At 63.0% G+C, this 16,720-nt stretch carries 18 protein-coding genes; 16 read left to right on the top strand and 2 right to left on the bottom strand.

Annotated features, from left to right (window positions below):
* Positions 1 to 216 precede the first annotated feature (216 nt).
* The 3 genes from aceA (at position 217) to AC56LG_RS12010 (ending at position 4,569) form a co-directional block, all read left to right on the top strand.
* Positions 217 to 1,515 (top strand): isocitrate lyase, encoded by a 1,299-nt coding sequence (gene aceA, locus AC56LG_RS12000; RefSeq protein ID WP_497166322.1) that lies wholly within the window; start codon positions 217 to 219, stop codon positions 1,513 to 1,515.
* Between the two features lie 188 nt (positions 1,516 to 1,703).
* Positions 1,704 to 3,035 (top strand): 23S rRNA (adenine(2030)-N(6))-methyltransferase RlmJ, encoded by a 1,332-nt coding sequence (locus tag AC56LG_RS12005; RefSeq protein ID WP_497166323.1) that lies wholly within the window; start codon positions 1,704 to 1,706, stop codon positions 3,033 to 3,035.
* A gap of 256 nt (positions 3,036 to 3,291) precedes the next feature.
* On the top strand, positions 3,292 to 4,569 hold the full coding sequence (locus tag AC56LG_RS12010) for an EAL and HDOD domain-containing protein (protein ID WP_497166324.1): 1,278 nt from the start codon (positions 3,292 to 3,294) through the stop codon (positions 4,567 to 4,569).
* 210 nt (positions 4,570 to 4,779) lie between these two features.
* On the opposite strand, the gene AC56LG_RS12015 is transcribed toward AC56LG_RS12010, so the two are convergent.
* Positions 4,780 to 5,529, bottom strand: a complete 750-nt coding sequence (locus tag AC56LG_RS12015; RefSeq protein WP_497166325.1) for an SAM-dependent methyltransferase — start codon at positions 5,527 to 5,529, stop codon at positions 4,780 to 4,782.
* Positions 5,530 to 5,546: 17 nt separating this feature from the next.
* Positions 5,547 to 6,149, bottom strand: coding sequence for a Maf-like protein (locus tag AC56LG_RS12020; RefSeq protein WP_497166326.1), 603 nt, complete (start codon positions 6,147 to 6,149; stop codon positions 5,547 to 5,549).
* Positions 6,150 to 6,338: 189 nt separating this feature from the next.
* On the opposite strand from AC56LG_RS12020, the gene AC56LG_RS12025 reads away from it, so the two are divergent.
* From AC56LG_RS12025 to AC56LG_RS12085, 13 genes are all read left to right on the top strand, one after another.
* Positions 6,339 to 6,836 carry a YceD family protein gene (locus tag AC56LG_RS12025; RefSeq protein WP_497166327.1) on the top strand — a complete coding sequence of 166 codons (498 nt, stop codon included), beginning with the start codon at positions 6,339 to 6,341 and terminating at the stop codon, positions 6,834 to 6,836.
* Positions 6,837 to 7,009: 173 nt separating this feature from the next.
* Positions 7,010 to 7,192 (top strand): 50S ribosomal protein L32, encoded by a 183-nt coding sequence (gene rpmF / locus AC56LG_RS12030; RefSeq protein ID WP_055936259.1) that lies wholly within the window; start codon positions 7,010 to 7,012, stop codon positions 7,190 to 7,192.
* A gap of 185 nt (positions 7,193 to 7,377) precedes the next feature.
* Positions 7,378 to 8,403, top strand: a complete 1,026-nt coding sequence (gene plsX / locus AC56LG_RS12035) for a phosphate acyltransferase PlsX (RefSeq protein ID WP_497166328.1) — start codon at positions 7,378 to 7,380, stop codon at positions 8,401 to 8,403.
* A 28-nt stretch (positions 8,404 to 8,431) separates the two neighbouring features.
* Positions 8,432 to 9,415, top strand: a complete 984-nt coding sequence (locus tag AC56LG_RS12040; protein WP_497166329.1) for a beta-ketoacyl-ACP synthase III — start codon at positions 8,432 to 8,434, stop codon at positions 9,413 to 9,415.
* 42 nt (positions 9,416 to 9,457) lie between these two features.
* Positions 9,458 to 10,396: an ACP S-malonyltransferase gene (fabD, locus tag AC56LG_RS12045; RefSeq protein WP_497166330.1), complete on the top strand. Its 939-nt coding sequence runs from the start codon at positions 9,458 to 9,460 to the stop codon at positions 10,394 to 10,396.
* A 30-nt stretch (positions 10,397 to 10,426) separates the two neighbouring features.
* Positions 10,427 to 11,164 carry a 3-oxoacyl-ACP reductase FabG gene (gene fabG, locus AC56LG_RS12050; protein ID WP_497166331.1) on the top strand — a complete coding sequence of 246 codons (738 nt, stop codon included), beginning with the start codon at positions 10,427 to 10,429 and terminating at the stop codon, positions 11,162 to 11,164.
* Positions 11,165 to 11,345: 181 nt separating this feature from the next.
* A complete protein-coding gene (gene acpP / locus AC56LG_RS12055; protein ID WP_020653257.1) occupies positions 11,346 to 11,585 on the top strand; it encodes an acyl carrier protein in 240 nt (79 codons plus the stop codon).
* 36 nt (positions 11,586 to 11,621) lie between these two features.
* Positions 11,622 to 12,869 carry a beta-ketoacyl-ACP synthase II gene (gene fabF, locus AC56LG_RS12060; protein WP_497166332.1) on the top strand — a complete coding sequence of 416 codons (1,248 nt, stop codon included), beginning with the start codon at positions 11,622 to 11,624 and terminating at the stop codon, positions 12,867 to 12,869.
* A 220-nt stretch (positions 12,870 to 13,089) separates the two neighbouring features.
* The gene (locus AC56LG_RS12065) at positions 13,090 to 13,566 is read left to right on the top strand and encodes a protein YgfX (protein WP_497166333.1); all 477 of its coding nucleotides are present in this window, start codon (positions 13,090 to 13,092) and stop codon (positions 13,564 to 13,566) included.
* Between the two features lie 164 nt (positions 13,567 to 13,730).
* Entirely contained in the window at positions 13,731 to 14,333 is a 603-nt protein-coding gene (rpoE, locus tag AC56LG_RS12070; RefSeq protein ID WP_192052326.1) for an RNA polymerase sigma factor RpoE, read from the top strand.
* A 108-nt stretch (positions 14,334 to 14,441) separates the two neighbouring features.
* Positions 14,442 to 14,741 carry a sigma-E factor negative regulatory protein gene (locus AC56LG_RS12075; protein ID WP_497166334.1) on the top strand — a complete coding sequence of 100 codons (300 nt, stop codon included), beginning with the start codon at positions 14,442 to 14,444 and terminating at the stop codon, positions 14,739 to 14,741.
* A 176-nt stretch (positions 14,742 to 14,917) separates the two neighbouring features.
* Entirely contained in the window at positions 14,918 to 16,372 is a 1,455-nt protein-coding gene (locus tag AC56LG_RS12080) for a DegQ family serine endoprotease (RefSeq protein ID WP_497166335.1), read from the top strand.
* Positions 16,369 to 16,623, top strand: coding sequence for a glutaredoxin family protein (locus AC56LG_RS12085; protein WP_497166336.1), 255 nt, complete (start codon positions 16,369 to 16,371; stop codon positions 16,621 to 16,623). The genes AC56LG_RS12080 and AC56LG_RS12085 overlap by 4 nt, the downstream gene beginning before the upstream one ends.
* Positions 16,624 to 16,720 lie beyond the last annotated feature (97 nt).

Below are 16,720 nucleotides of genomic sequence, written 5' to 3' on the forward strand. Positions count from 1 at the left end.
CAGCAGAACGCATCTGAAAGCTGCTTCCATGCTGAGAAATTCCTTTCCATATCATGGAATATCTTGTGTAAGTATCTGATTATAAATACTAAAAAATTAATCAGATGTCTTATATAAGAGTGATTGTGCGTTGCGCAAGCTGCGCTATGATTTATCCAGCAGATTCACTTCGCAACTTGGCGCAACCCGGCAATAACCATTATCAGGAGAATCAACATGGCAACTCGTGAACAGCAAATCGCAGCCTTGCAAAACGACTGGGACACCAACCCACGCTGGAAAGGTGTTGTGCGCAATTACACTGCGGAAGACGTGGTCCGCCTGCGCGGTTCGCTCCCGATCGAGCACACGCTGGCCAAGCGCGGCGCCGAGAAGCTGTGGGACCTGGTGAACAACGAACCCTTCGTCAACGCCCTCGGCGCCATGACCGGCAACCAGGCCATGCAGCAGGTGAAAGCGGGCCTGAAAGCGATTTACCTGTCGGGCTGGCAAGTGGCGGGCGACGCCAACGTGGCAGGTGAAATGTATCCGGACCAATCACTGTATCCGGCCAATTCGGTGCCGCTGGTGGTGCGCCGCATCAACAACACCTTCCAGCGTGCCGACCAGATCCAGTGGTCCGAAGGCAAGGACGACATCGATTATTTCGCACCGATCGTGGCCGATGCCGAAGCCGGTTTCGGCGGCGTCCTGAATGCCTTCGAACTGATGAAAGCCATGATCGAGGCGGGCGCGGCCGGCGTGCACTTCGAAGACCAGCTGGCCTCGGTCAAGAAATGCGGGCACATGGGCGGCAAGGTGCTGGTGCCGTCGCGCGAAGCCGTGGAAAAACTCACCGCGGCGCGCCTGGCGGCCGACGTGATGGGCACCTCGACCCTGGTGATCGCCCGTACCGATGCCGAAGCGGCCGACCTGCTGACTTCGGACGTCGATCCCAACGACCAGGAATTCTGCACCGGCGAGCGCACCGTGGAAGGTTTTTATAAAGTGCGCAACGGCCTGGACCAGGCGATTTCCCGCGCGCTGGCGTATGCGCCGTATGCCGACCTGGTCTGGTGCGAGACCGGCAAGCCCGACCTCGAATTTGCGCGCAAGTTCGCCGACGCCGTGCACGCCAAGTTCCCCGGCAAGCTGCTGGCCTATAACTGCTCGCCTTCGTTCAACTGGAAAAAGAACCTGGACGACGCGACCATCGCCAAGTTCCAGAAAGAGCTGGGCGCGATGGGCTACAAGTTCCAGTTCATCACGCTGGCCGGTTTCCACGCGCTCAACTACGGCATGTTCAATCTTGCCCACGGCTATGCGCGGCGCCAGATGTCGGCCTTCGTCGAACTGCAGGAAGCCGAATTCGCCGCCGCCGAAAAGGGCTTCACGGCAGTGAAACACCAGCGCGAAGTCGGTACCGGCTACTTCGACGCCGTGACCCAGGCCATCCAGCAGGGCCAGAGCTCGACCACGGCGCTGCACGGCTCGACCGAGGATGAACAGTTCTTCGACGAGAAGAAAGTCGCGTAAATTCGCAACATGTTGGTACCCGGTTCACCCGGGCGCTGCATCGAAAGCCGTAGTCTTCACGACTGCGGCTTTTTCGTTTAAAGGCGATTAATTCCGTCAGTACGCTGTTGTGGTGGATAATGTCGACAATTGCGCTCCGCGCGCGGCCGCCGCATTGATTTTTCAGATTAGATTGGAACTCCCCCCTTATGTTGAGCTATCGCCACGCCTTCCACGCGGGTAACCACGCCGACGTTCTCAAGCATTTCGTTCAAGTGCAATTGCACGAGTACATGAACCAGAAGGACACCGCCTACACCTATATCGACACCCACTCGGGCGCCGGCGTGTATGCGCTCGACAGCAGCTTCGCCTCGAAAAACGCCGAGTTCGACACGGGCATCGGCCCGCTGTGGACCCGTACCGACCTGCCGCCGGCGCTGGCCGACTACGTCAACCTGGTGAAAGGCATGAACCCGAGCGGCAAGATGCGCTACTACCCGGGTTCGCCCTGGGTCGCCGACCAGATGACGCGTCCGGACGACCGCCTGCGCCTGTTCGAGCTGCATCCGTCCGACAGCAAGATTTTGGCGGACAATTTTCGCAAGGCGGAAGCGCACAAGGCCGAGCAGGGCGAGCGTTCGCGCGGCAAGCGCGTCATGATCGAGCGCGGCGACGGCTTCCTCAGCATGAAGGCGCTGCTGCCGCCGCCATCGCGCCGCGCGCTGGTGCTGATCGACCCGCCGTACGAGATGAAGGACGATTACCGTAAAGTAAAGGATGCACTGGAAGAGGCGCTCGGACGCTTCCCGAGCGGCATCTTCGCCGTCTGGTATCCGGTGCTGCAGCGGATGGAATCGCGCCAGTTCGCCGACCGCCTGAAACGCCTGCCGGCCAAGGAATGGCTGAACGTCACGCTGACCGTGTCGACGCCCGGCCCGGACGGTTTCGGTTTGCACAGCAGCGGCATGTTCATCCTGAACCCGCCGTACACGCTCGAACCGATGCTGCGCGAAGTGATGCCCTACCTGGTGAAAGTGCTGGGCAAGGATGCGGGCGCCACCTTCGTCATCGAACGCGGCACCCAGGTCACCGGTGCGGCCGCGGCGCGTGTCGGCGCCGGCGGCGGTGCGCGCCAGCCGATCGGCAATGCACGCCGTGCCAGCCCGCTGTCGGGTACCGGCAGCCTGCGCCTGCCGGGGCAGGCCGCAGTGCGTACGGAAGCGGCGCCAGCCGACGCGCGTCGTCCGGATGGCGCGGCGGCAACGAAAGTCGGCGCCGCCGAGCGCGCCAAGCGCTTTTCGCGGCCTGACAGTGCGGCGGCCGGCGCGGATGCACGCCCGGCGTCGCGTCGCGATACCAGCGCTGCGCGTCCCGATGAGCGCTTCGATCCGGCGCGCGAGCCGGGCGGCGCGGCGCGTCCGCGCTATGCCGACCAGCGTCCGAAGGGTACTGGCGCACGCGCCGCCAGCGGCCGGCCGACGGCGGGACGTCCCGATGCAGCGGCCGCCGGTCCGGCGCGCCCGCGCAAGCGCGGCTAGCTGTTTGCCGCCGCGGACAATCGATCCGCGGCGGCACGATTCAATCCACATGCAACCGGCGCATCCGCATGCGCGAACGGATCATTTGCGCAACGCGGCAGTGCGTTCGTTTCGATGTAAAAATGTAAAGATTGGTGCGATGGTGTATAGTCGTTCGAGGGGCGTAACCATGCGTGCGCCTCGCCGCGCCTGCTATAAAGCAACTACAGCATCGTTCTGCCGTTAGGATGCGCAGTAAGAGTTTCCAGGAGTTTACATGCTTGCCGAAGTAAGGGCGCTATCGACTGCGATGCCGCCCGACGAATTTTTCCTGGCGCGCCAGCCAATCCTCGGGCGCGACCAGCACCTGGTTGCTTACGAGCTGCTGTTTCGCGCGGCCGGCGAGCACGACGACGCGCGCCTGACCGACGGCGCCGCCGCCACCGCGGCCGTGATTTCCCACGCTTCCCAGCTCGGCCTCGAACAAGTCGTCGGCAACAAGCTGGCTTTCGTCAACGTCGACGACGTCGTCCTGATGAGCGACTTCGTTCGTTTCCTGCCACCGAATAAGGTTATCCTCGAAATCCTCGAAACCGTCAAGCCGACCGAGCCGTTGCTGGCGCGCGTGGCCGAGCTCAAAGAGCTGGGTTTCAAGTTTGCGCTCGACGACGTGATCGACCACAGCGCCGAGGTCGACCAGCTGCTTGGACTGGTCGACGTGGTCAAGATCGACCTGCAGGGCGTGGCGCCGGCGGTGCTGGCGCACCTGACGGCATCGCTGCGCACCTCCGGCAAGAAACTGCTGGCGGAAAAGGTCGAAACCCAGCAGGAGTTCCGCCTGTGCATGGAGCTCGGCTTCGACTATTTCCAGGGATATTATTTTGCGCGTCCGGTGATCCTCAGCGGCCGCAAGATCACGCCGTCCGAAATGGTGATCCTGCACCTGCTCGAACTGATCAATTCCGACGCCGACGACGCCACCATCGAAACGGCGGTCAAGCGCGACGCGTTGATCAGCCTGAACCTGCTGCGCCTGGTTAACAGCCGCGCCGCCGGTCCCGAGCACCGCATCGAATCAGTGGCCGAGGCGCTGACCGGACTCGGCCGCAAGCAATTGCGGCGCTGGCTGCAAATCCTGATGTTCGCCGCGCCGGGCAGCAAGGTCGAACTGAACTCGCCGCTGCTGCAACTGGCGACCACGCGCGGCAAGTTGCTCGAACTGATGTCGCTGCAGGTGCGCCCGGACGACGTGCTCGGCGCCGAGCGCGCCTTTACGGTCGGCATCATGTCGCTGGCCGATGTCCTGTTTTCGATGCCGATGGCCGACATCCTCGACAATGTCGAACTGGCCGACGACGTGCGTAACGCGCTGCTCGGCCGCGCCGGCGACCTGGGCGCGATGCTCGACGTGGTCGAGCGCCTGGAACAGGCCGACACCGGCCGCGAGTTCAGCACCGCGCTGCGCAAGCTCGACCTGACCTCGAAGCAGGTGCGCGAGATCGAGCTGGCCGCCTTCGACTGGGTGCGCGAACTGGTGCACGACGACGCGGCGTGAACTGACCCGTGGGCGGCGCAGACGCCGTCATCTGATCGCGTTTCTGGGGAGCGACCACCCTGCATTTGCAGCAGGATGTAGGGTGGGCGGCTCCATCCGTGACGATGCATCGACGCGGCGTGTGCGCCGCCCACGCGTTCAACGCACGTCCGCATCGCCGCACAATGGCACGAAGCTGTCGCCCACCTTACGGGTAAGCGGTAACGCCGTCTACTGCCCCAGAAACAAAAACACCGTCGGCTTCTTGTGAAAGTCCGGCGTCTTCCCGGCCGCCAGCTGGGCTTTCCACTTGGCCGCGCTCAGGGTGCGCACCGATTCGGTCGGCAGCGACAAATCCGTCGCCACGCACACCAGCGTGCCCGGCTGGCAACTCCCCACCAGCGCTTCCAGCATCTGCCCGTTGCGGTAGGGCGTTTCGATCAGCAATTGCGTCTGCTTCTCCGTACGCGAGCGCGCCTCCAGCTCGCGGATGCGCCTGGTGCGCGCGGCGGCGTCGGTAGGAAGGTAGCCGTTGAAGGCGAAGCTCTGGCCGTTCAGGCCGCTTGCCATGACGGCCAGCAGCAGCGAGGACGGGCCTACCAGCGGCCGCACCGTTACGCCGTGCTGATGGGCCAGGCGCACCAGGTCGGCGCCCGGATCGGCCACGGCCGGCACGCCGGCTTCCGAGACCAGGCCGGCATCTTCGCCGGCCAGCAGCGGCGCCAGCAGTTCGGCCAGCGCGGCGGCGGGCGTATTGACGTTCAGTTCGGCGATGCGGATTTCCTGCAGCGGTTTTACGAGGGGATGGTCGATCGCCACCAGCTTCAAAAAGGCGCGCGCGGTTTTCGCGTTTTCGGCGACGAAATAGCCGAGCTGGGAAGTGATCGCCTGCACCTGGCCGGGCAGGACGTGGGACAGGGCGCCGGGTGCGGCGTCGGTGGGACCGAGGGTGTTGGGAATCAGGTAGAGAGTGCCGGGCATGAGTCAGTAGTGAAAAATTAAGTGCCGAAGAAGGCCACGCCGGCGCGGCGCAGCATGCCGGTCAGCGCGATCAGGGGCAGGCCGGTGAGGGCTGTCGGGTCGGAAGAGTCGATGCGCTCGATGAGGGCGATGCCAAGGCCTTCGTTCTTGGCGCTGCCGGCGCAGTCGTAGGGCTGCTCGATGCGCAGGTAGGCGTCGAGTTCGGCGTCAAGCAGGTCGCGAAAGCGCACGAACACCTGCACATTCTCGACCTCGGCCGTGCCGCGGCGGCCGTCCCACAGGCACAGCGCCGTATGGAACACGACTTCGCGGCCGCGCATGGTTTGCAGCTGCGCCAGCGCGCGGGCGTGGTCGCCCGGTTTGCCGATCTGGGCGCCGTCGAGCGTGGCGACCTGGTCCGAGCCGATCACGAGCGCACCGGGGTGCGACAGCGCAATCGCTTCGGCCTTGGCGCGGGCCAGGCGCAGGGCGGTCGCCTCGGGTGCTTCGCCACCAAGGGGCGTCTCGTCGATATGCGGCGCGATCGCCTCGAAGGGCAGGTGCAGGCGCGCCAGCAGTTCGCGCCGGTAGGTGGAACTCGACGCTAAAATCAGGCGCGGTGCGGTAGAACTTGGTATCATGTACGCGTTCGAAGAAAATGAATAAAACAGACGGATGGCCCGTCCCGGCAGCAATGCCGGCCGTAGGGACATCGCAGCCGTGGCTTGCCGCAACAGATGGCGGCGCCAGGGCCAAAAAAAGCGCCAAGTCTTTGACTGCACGCGGATAACCCTGTTATTATCGCAGGTTTTCCGGGGACGTTTTCTGCAATGAGCGCTTTTGTCATCGACGCTTTTGAATTTTGCCGGACCAACGGCCACCGCGAAGGGGTGACCCCTGTCACGGAAATGACCCGCCTCGCCGCCGATTGCGCCAACACCAGTGGCGAGATCGCTTGGTCGATCGATGGCGGGACGACGCCGCAAGGCTACCCGACCATGACCTTGTCGGTGGCTGGCACGGTCCAGCTGGTATGCCAGCGCTGCCTGGCCCCGTTCGACTACCGCATCGATTCGTCGACCCAGCTGGTGCTGGGACGCGACGACGAGGAAGCCGACGGAATGGAAGAGGTCCTCGACGACGAGAGCATCGACGTGATCGTCGGCAGTCACGCTGCCGATATCCGCGAGCTGCTCGAGGACGAAGCCCTGCTGGCCCTGCCGCAGGCGCCGAAACACGAGGTTTGCCCGGGCACGACGCTGCTCGACAGCCTGAAGTCTGAAAAGGTCTCGCCGTTCGCCGGTTTGAAGAACCTGAAATCCGAATAAGTAGATCCGAATAAGCAGTAAGCAGTTGTAGTCAAACGCGCGCACAGTCGAGTATGTCAGGGCAGCGTTTTAAATATATTGGCAATCGCAAGATTGCCAATGGGATACTCGATGTGCATGTTTTTGCAAATCGATTGTGTTAGAATTTTCGAACTTTAGTATTAGGAGTCATCATGGCAGTTCAGCAGAATAAGAAGTCCCCATCGAAGCGCGGTATGCACCGTTCGCACGATTTCCTGGTTGCACCTAACCTGGCAGTCGAGCCTGTGACCGGCGAAACCCACCTGCGTCACCACATCAGCCCGAACGGCTTCTACCGTGGTCGCAAAGTCCTGAAGACCAAGAACGACGAGTAATCGCCGTCTTGCTTTTCTGTACCATGAAAGCGGTGCAACGTATGTTGAGTGCGTGGCGCCGCTTTTTCTTTGCCCCTGGCCGTCGCATTTTGCGCGCCAATACGGTTTCCGTTCCGAACCGGCATGTGCCTCCTGTGCGCATGCATCCTGCCGCCACCGTCGCGTGAACCGCGGTAAGACCCCAGATGACAATTAAAATATCCATCGACTGCATGGGCGGAGACCACGGTCCTTCCGTTACCATCCCGGCAGCTCTCTCCTTTCTCAAACAACAGCCGGATGCCGAAGTGATCCTGGTCGGCGTCGAAGAGACGCTGCGCGCCGAGCTGAAAAAACACCACGCCGAGAATACGGCGCGGCTCTCCATCAAACACGCCACCGAAGTGGTGGCCATGGACGACCCGATCGAAGTCGCGCTGCGCCGCAAGAAGGATTCCTCGATGCGCGTCGCGGTCGAGCTGGTGAAAGAGGGCGGCGCCCACGTCTGCGTCTCGGCCGGCAATACCGGCGCCCTGATGGCCGTCTCGCGCTACGTCCTGAAAACCATGGCCGGCGTCGACCGCCCGGCGATCTGCTCGATCCTGCCGAACCAGAAGAACGGCCCGACCTACATGCTCGACCTGGGCGCCAACGTCGACTGCACCCCGCACCACCTGCACCAGTTCGCGATCATGGGCTCGGTCCTGTTCTCGGCCATGGAAGGCATCAAGAAACCCACCATCGGCCTGTTGAACGTCGGCACCGAAGAGATCAAGGGCAACGAAGTCGTGAAGGAAACGGCGCTGCTGCTGCGCGCCGACCACGAGCGCGGCTCCCTGAATTTCTACGGCAACGTCGAAGGCAACGACATCTTCAAGGGCACCACCGACGTGGTCGTCTGCGACGGTTTCGTGGGCAACGTCACGCTCAAAGCCATCGAAGGCCTGTCGCGCCTGTTCAAGTCGGTGTTCAAGCAGAACGTGCTGTCGATGATGGGCGCCGTGCTCGCGCGCGGCGCCCTCAAAAAGCTCAATCCGGAACGCTACAACGGCGCCAGCCTGCTCGGCCTGAAGGGCCTGGTATTCAAGAGCCACGGCGGCGCCAACGCCTATGCCTTCGAATGGGCGATTAAACGCGCTTTCGATGCGGCGAAATATAATGTACAAGAGCAACTGTCGGCGATGATCGCCGAATTGATGCCAGACACGCCTGACGCCCAGCGCCAGGTTTGATTGACGACGGAACTCGGGTGGAAACGCAATGACTGTCTACAGCAAAATCATCGGCACCGGCAGCTACCTGCCGGCGCGCAGGGTCAGCAACGACGAACTGGCGGCGGAACTGGGCGCCAAGGGCATCGAGACTTCGGACGAGTGGATCGTTTCGCGCAGCGGCATTTCCGCTCGCCACTACGCCGCCGCCGGCCAGCAATCGTCGGACCTCGCGGTCGAAGCAGCGCGCCGTGCGCTCGAGATGGCGGGCAAGACGCCGCTCGACATCGACATGGTGATCGTCGCCAGCTCGACCCCGGATTTCCAGGGCAGCTTCCCGAGCACGGCCTGCATCGTCCAGCAAAAGCTGGGCATGACCAATCACAGCGCCGCCTTCGACGTGCAAGCCGTCTGCAGCGGGTTTGTCTACGCCGTCTCGACCGCCGATGCTTTCATCAAATCCGGCATGCACGAGACGGTGCTGGTGATCGGCGCCGAAGTGTTCTCGCGCATCCTGAACTTCGAAGACCGCACCACCTGCGTGCTGTTCGGCGACGGCGCCGGCGCCGTGGTGATGACGGCCTCGAACGAGCCCGGCATCCTGGCCTCGAAGCTGCATGCCGACGGTACCCATGCCGACATCCTGTCGATCCCGCCGAACCCGGCCGGCAGCGCCGCCAGCGGCGGTTTCCTGCACATGGATGGCCAGGCCGTGTTCAAGCTGGCCGTCACCGTACTGGAAGAAGTCGCCACCGAAGTGCTCGATGCCGCGCAGATGCAGGCATCCGACGTCGACTGGCTGATCCCGCACCAGGCCAACATCCGCATCATGAAGAGCACGGCCAAGAAGCTGGGCCTGCCGATCGAGCGCATGGTCGTCACCGTCGACGAGCACGGCAATACCTCGGCCGCCTCGATCCCGCTGGCGCTCGATCTAGCCGTGCGCGATGGTCGCATCAAAGCAGGCGACAATATCCTCATGGAAGGCGTCGGCGGTGGCTTTACCTGGGGCGCGATCCTCGCGCGCATGTAAGCCATCAGCGACGCTGAAGAATTCACAAGGACGAAAAAGAAGATGAGCAAATTCGCATTCCTGTTTACCGGCCAGGGCGCGCAAGCGGTCGGCATGCTGAACGGCTTCGCCGGCAACCCTGTCGTCGAGCAAACCGTGGCCGAAGCTTCCGACGCACTGGGCATGGATATCGGTAAATTAATCGCCGAAGGTCCGAAGGAAGACCTCGACCTCACCACCAATACCCAGCCGGTCATGCTGACCGCGGCGGTGGCCGTGTACCGCGCCTGGATCGCCGCCGGCGGTCCGGCGCCATCGATCGTTGCCGGCCACAGCCTGGGCGAATACTCGGCCCTGGTGGCCGCCGGCGTGATCGATTTCAAGGATGCGGTGCCGCTGGTGCGCTTCCGCGCGCAGTCGATGCAGGAAGCAGTGCCGGTCGGGCAGGGCGGCATGGCCGTCGTGCTGGGCCTGCAGGCCGACGACGTGCGCGCTGTCTGCCTGGAAGCCGCCCAGGGCGAGGTGGTGGAAGCCGTAAACTTCAACGAGCCGACCCAGATCGTGATCGCCGGCCACGCCGCCGCGATCGACCGCGCCTGCGAGATCGCCAAGGCCAGGGGCGCCAAGCGCGCCATGAAACTGGCCGTCTCGGCGCCGTTCCACTCGTCGCTGCTCAAACCCGCCTCGGATCGCCTGCGCGACTACATGGAAAAGCTGACGTTCAACGCGCCCCGTATCGATTTGATCAACAACGTCGACGTCGCTATCCTGAACGACCCGGCAGCGATCAAGGACGCCCTGGTGCGCCAGGCCGCCGGCGCCGTGCGCTGGGTCGAGACGATGCAGAAGATGGCGGCCGAGGGCGTCACGCAAGTCATCGAATGCGCGCCAAGCAAGACCCTGATCGGCATGGCCAAGCGCATCGATCCGGTGCTCGTCGGCGAAGCGCTGACGGACCAGGCTGCGCTCGAGCGCGTACTCGCAAGCATCAAGGCGGCTTAAGCTCGCTGATTAGATAAGGAAAAGAACTACATGAACCTGCAGAACCAAGTCGCTCTCGTTACCGGCGCCTCGCGCGGCATCGGCAAGGCCATCGCACTCGAGCTGGCACGCCAGGGCGCTACCGTGGTCGGTACCGCCACCAGTGAATCCGGCGCGGAAGCGATCACGGCCTACCTGGCCGAATTCGGCGGCAAGGGCCTGGTGCTGAACGTCACCGACGCGGCCAATTGCACGGCCGTCATGGACGAGATTCAGAAGACCTTCGGCGCCGTCGCCATCCTCGTCAACAATGCCGGCATCACCCAGGACAACCTGGCCATGCGCATGAAGGACGAGGAGTGGGACAGCGTGATCGCGACCAACCTCACCGCCGTCGGCCGCCTGTCGCGCGCCGTGCTGCGCGGCATGATGAAAGCGAAGCAGGGACGCATCATCAACATCACCTCGGTCGTCGGTTCGTCCGGCAATCCGGGCCAGATGAACTACGCCGCCGCGAAAGCGGGCGTGGCCGGCATGACGCGTGCGCTGGCGCGCGAAATCGGCAGCCGCAACATCACTGTCAATTGCGTGGCGCCCGGTTTCATCGATACCGACATGACCAAAGGGCTGGGCGAAGGCCAGCACGAAGCGCTGCTCACGCAGATCCCGCTGGGCCGCCTCGGCCAGCCGGAAGACATCGCCCATGCGGTGGCTTTCCTGGCCGGCCCGAATGCCGCGTACGTCACCGGCACCACGTTGCACGTGAATGGCGGGATGTACATGAATTGAGGTTGGTTTCTAGTCGCGCGGGGCGTACGAGCGAAATGCGCCATAATGAATCGCGGCAGAATCTCATCTTTTAGCAGGCGTTCCTGCTGAATTAGCGGCAGACGCCGAAAATAGTTTTTCAGCGCGCAAACCTGATAAAATGCGCGCACTTTCCGCAACACATACCTAATGGAGCCATAACATGTCGGATATCGAACAACGCGTTAAAAAAATCGTCGCTGAGCAACTGGGTGTTGCAGAAGCCGACATCAAAATCGAGTCCTCGTTCGTTGACGACCTCGGCGCAGATTCCCTGGACACCGTCGAACTGGTGATGGCCCTGGAAGACGAGTTCGAAATGGAAATCCCTGACGAGCAGGCTGAGAAGATCACCACGGTCAAGCAGGCAATCGACTACGCGACCGCGCACGTTAAGGCCTAAGCGGGCCAAAGCTGTTTTAGTTTCCGGGAGAATCGCTTGAGCCGTTCACGCAACCGCCGCGTCGTCATTACCGGCCTGGGCTGCATTTCACCTATCGGCAATTCGATTGCCGAAGCGTGGGACGCGGCACTGGCCGGCAAGTCGGGCATTGCCAACATCACCAGGTTCGATGCCACGCCGTTTTCGACCCGCTTTGCGGGCGAAGTCAAAGGCTTCAATATCGAGGATTACATCCCCGCCAAGGAAGCCCGCAACATGGATACGTTTATCCATTTCGGCATGGCGGCCGGCATCCAGGCCCTGCAGGATTCGGGTCTCGAAGTCACTGAAGAAAACGCCGACCGCATCGGCGTGATTGTCGGTTCGGGTATCGGCGGCTTGCCGCGGATCGAAGAGCAGAAGGACGAGTACGACAAGCGCGGCCCGCGCCGCATTTCGCCGTTCTTCGTGCCGGCGTCGATCATCAACATGATCTCGGGCGACCTCTCGATCAAATACGGCCTGCGTGGTCCGAACCTCGCCATCGTCACGGCCTGCACCACCGGCCTGCATTGCATCGGCGCGGCTGGCCGCCTGATCGAATACGGCGACGCCGACGTGATGATCGCCGGCGGTGCCGAGTCGACCATCTCGCCACTGGGCCTGGGCGGTTTCGCCTCGGCACGCGCGCTGTCGTCGCGCAACGAAGATCCAGCCACGGCGTCGCGTCCCTGGGACCGCGACCGCGACGGCTTCGTTCTGGGCGAGGGCGCCGGTGTCATGGTGCTGGAAGAGTACGAGCACGCCAAGGCGCGCGGCGCGAAGATCTACGCCGAGTTGCTGGGCTTCGGCATGAGCGCCGACGCGAACCACATCACGGCGCCGATGGAAGACGGCAGTGGCGCAAGCCGCTGCATGGTCTCGGCCATGGCCAATGCCGGCATCAACGCCGACCAGGTACATTACGTGAACGCACACGGCACCTCGACGCCGCTGGGCGACCTCGCGGAAGTGCAGGGCATCAAGCGCACCTTCGGCGACCATGCCGGCAAGCTGGTGGTCAATTCGACCAAGTCGATGACCGGCCATTTGCTGGGCGGCGCCGGCGGCCTCGAATCGGTGTTCACGGTGCTGGCGATCCACAACCAGGTCTCGCCACCGACGATCAACCTGTTCAACCAGGATCCGGCCTGCGATCTGGACTTCGTGGCGAACACCGCCCGCGACATGCAGATCGATTACGCGGTGAAGAACTCGTTTGGGTTCGGTGGTACCAACGGTACCCTGGTCTTCGCCAAAGTTTAATAGTTGAGCGTGTGAAAAAGCCTTCAGGGCAAGGCGCATCGTCGAAGACAGTACGCTAGTACGACGAGACGATGCAACGCAGCCATGGAGGCTTTTTCGCGCGCTCAGGTTGAACCTGCCGCGTCCGGTCCTGTCTAACGGATCGGACGCCTGACCCTGCCGCACCCCGCGCGCGGCAGGCGTTTCGTTTTACTTTCCTCTCTTTGCCGTGTCCCTTGCCGTGTCCGCACGTATTGCGCCGTCACGCCGCTTGCGCGCAGCCCTGCTGCTGTTCGCGCTGGCGCAGCTGTGCGCAGCTTTTATCGTCGGCATCTTGTTGCCCGAACGCGTCGCCGGCGCCCCGTTTTGTGCGGCGTTTTTCCTGCTTGCAGCGCTCTGTTCCTTGCACGGATGGGCGGGCGCTACAAAGACGCACCGGATTGATGTATCTGGAACCGGCGCCATGCACCTGACGGTACAACAGGAGGTGGGGGTCGATGCGCTGGCCTCCACAGGAACCGCCGTTACGCTGTTGCCCGCAACACTCATCTGGCCCTCGCTGCTGCTCTTGCACCTGGCCGATGTGAATGGATCCAGGCACGTGGTGCCAGTCCTGCGCGACAGTTTGGCACCGGCAGAATACCGGGCGTTGCGCGTTGCAATCGGCACCTTGTCTCGGTGCCATGAACGTACGGCACCGACAACCGAAATACTTTGAACTTATTGCAGCAGACCAACTCTTACGTAGGGATGTGGGAAAAAAGGTCAGGGCAAAGCGCCGGGTCGAAGACAGTACCAGGGTACGGCGAGACCAGGCAACGCCGCCATGGCGATTTTTTCACATTCTCGTAGGAAGCGGCCGCTGTTCATGGGGCACGGTCAGTGACAACAGAACGCGAAGGTGATCAACTGCTGGTCGAACGCGTCCAGGCCGGCGACCGGCAGGCGTTCGACTTGTTGGTGGCGAAGTATCAGCGCAGGCTGATGCGCCTGGTGTCGCGCCTCGTGCATGACCCGGCGGAAGCTGAAGATGTGGTGCAAGAAACGTTTATTAAGGCTTTTCGGGCCTTGCGCCATTTTCGCGGCGAGTCCGCATTTTATACTTGGCTATATCGCATTGGCATCAATACGGCAAAGAATTATCTCGTTACACAAGGCAGGCGCGCACCGACCTCGACCGAGGCAGATTCGGAACGTGCCGAGGGGTTTGATGATGCGGATAGCTTGCGTGACATAAACACGCCAGAGTCGATGTTGGCGAGCAAGCAGATCGCTTATACGGTCAATGCAGCAATGGAAGCGCTACCGCTGGAATTGCGGACAGCGATTGTCCTGCGCGAAATTGAGGGTTTGAGCTACGAGGAAATCTCCGAAGTGATGGCGTGTCCCATTGGCACCGTGCGCAGCAGGATATTTCGTGCGCGCGAAGTCATCGCCGAAAAATTGAAGCCCTTGCTCGATTTTCCGGCTGACAAACGTCGGTAGGTAGCATGGTTGTATAACCGGCGCCCCAGCGAATCTGGGGCAACGGGTTAATCCAGGTTCCCTGATACCTGGACATCTATTTGAATCACATTGCTACTGGAACGACCGATGGACACGAACAAAAAAAACCGCGAACGTATTTCCGCCCTGAGCGATGACGCGTTGCCAAAGGACGACCACGAGCTGGCCTGCGCAGCCTTGCGCACGGCCGACGGAATAGTAGCGTGGGAAGTGTATCACCTGATCGGCGACGTACTGCGCACGGGAGAGGCTGCCGACCTCTCGCCCGGCTTTGCGGCACGCCTGAGTGCCCGCCTGACTGAAGAACCCCTGCATGCGCGCCGTCCGAGCGTCGAGATCGACCACATGAAGCCGGCCGCGCTGGCCGCTTCGACGCCTTCCAGTTGAGGCAGGCCCGGCGCCGCGTCCTGCGTGCGCCAGCCTAATCTGTCCGCGCCGCAGCGCCTCGCTGGTCTGCACGACGGTTACTGGCCCTGCGCAGCGTCCTCCTCATCCGCATGCGCGACATGACGCCGGGTTTTGGCTTACCATAACGTCAATCCCGTCCTCACTTCCTGACTCTCATGACAAGCAAAACGTTTGCTCGCGCAGTCCTGTCGGCCCTGCTGTTGACGGGCGCCGGCCTGTCCTTCTCCCTTCCGGCGCACGCCGCCGCACCGGTCCCGACGCCGGTGGTAACGGGCTTGCCCGACTTTTCCGACCTGATCGACAAAGCGGGCCCGGCCGTCGTCAATATCCGCACCACCGAGCGCGTGCGCCAGGGGCAGGGCGGGCCGGGAGAAGAAGAGATGCAGGAATTCCTGCGCCGCTTCTTCGGCCAGCCGATTCCGCGCCGCCGTTCGCCGCAACCGCAGCAGGAAGAGCAGGAAGTGCAGCGCGGCGTCGGCTCCGGCTTCATCATCTCCGACGACGGCTATGTGCTGACCAATGCCCACGTGGTCGAGGGCGCCGACGAAGTGACGGTCACGCTGACCGACCGTCGCGAATTCAAGGCCAAGGTACTGGGCGCGGACCGCCGTTCCGACGTCGCCCTGCTGAAAGTGAGTGCGAACAGCCTGCCTTACCTGCGTACCGGCGACTCAAGCAAGATCCGCGTCGGTGAATGGGTGATTGCGATCGGCTCGCCCTTCAACCTCGACAACACGGTCACCGCCGGCATCATTTCGGCCAAGTCGCGCGACACCGGCGAATACCTGCCGCTCATCCAGAGCGACGTCGCCGTCAATCCAGGCAATTCGGGCGGCCCGCTGATCAACATGCGCGGCGAAGTCATCGGCATCAATTCGCAGATTGCGACGCTCTCCGGCGCCTATAACGGCATTTCGTTCGCGGTGCCGATCGACGAAGTCATGCGCGTGGCCGACCAGCTCAAGAAAACCGGCCGCGTCACCCGTGGCCGCCTGGGGGTGCAGATCAGCGAAGTCACGCGCGACGTGGCCGAATCGCTCGGCCTGGGCAAGGCGCGCGGCGCCGAAGTGTCGATGGTCGAGGCGGGCGGGCCGGCCGAGAAGGGCGGTATCAAGGTCGGCGACATCATCCTGAAATTCAACGGCCAGCCGATCGAGACGACGCGCGACCTGCCGCGCCTGGTCGGCGCCGCCAAGATCGGCACCCGCGCCAGCGTCACCGTCTGGCGCCGCGGCGCCCAGCTCGACGTGCCGGTCACGATCGTCGCGCTGGAAGACGACAAGGCCACCGCCGCCGCCAAGCCGACACCGGGCAAGCCGGCGCCCGGCGCCGCGCCGAACGTGCTCGGCCTGAACGTGTCGAACCTCAGCCCCGAACAGCGCCGCGTCCTCAAGATCGAGGGCGGTGTGACCGTCGACGCCTCCGAGGGGAGGGCGGCCACGGCCGGTGTGCGTGCGGGCGACGTGATCCTGCAGATGAACAATGTCGAGATCAAGGATGCGGCCCAGTTCAACGCGCTGGCGACCAGGCTCGATCCGAAGAAGAGCGTGGCAGTGCTGGTGCGGCGCGAGAACGTGACCCAGTACCTCGTCATCAAGCCGGTCAAGTGAGCCGGTTTACCCTGTATTCGCGCAGCTATTGCCACCTGTGCGAGGACATGCTGGCGGCGCTGCAGGCGCTGGCGCCGCCGGGGCAGCCGTTCGAGGTCGACGTCATCGACGTCGACGCCGACCCGGCCCTGGTCGAGCGCTTCGACGAGCTGGTGCCGGTACTGTACGGCAGGCTCGACCAGCCCGAGCTATGTCACTACTTCCTCGACGAAACGGCGGTGCGCCGATACCTGAACGCGTGGGCGGCATAGCCGTCCACGCTACCTCCCTCGGCCACCGTTATTCAGTCCCAGCGCCGCCCCACCCAATTTCCGGGCTTTCTACCCTGAAATCCGGTAAAATGCCTGG

The organism is Telluria sp. ZB2R32, assembly GCF_059685715.1.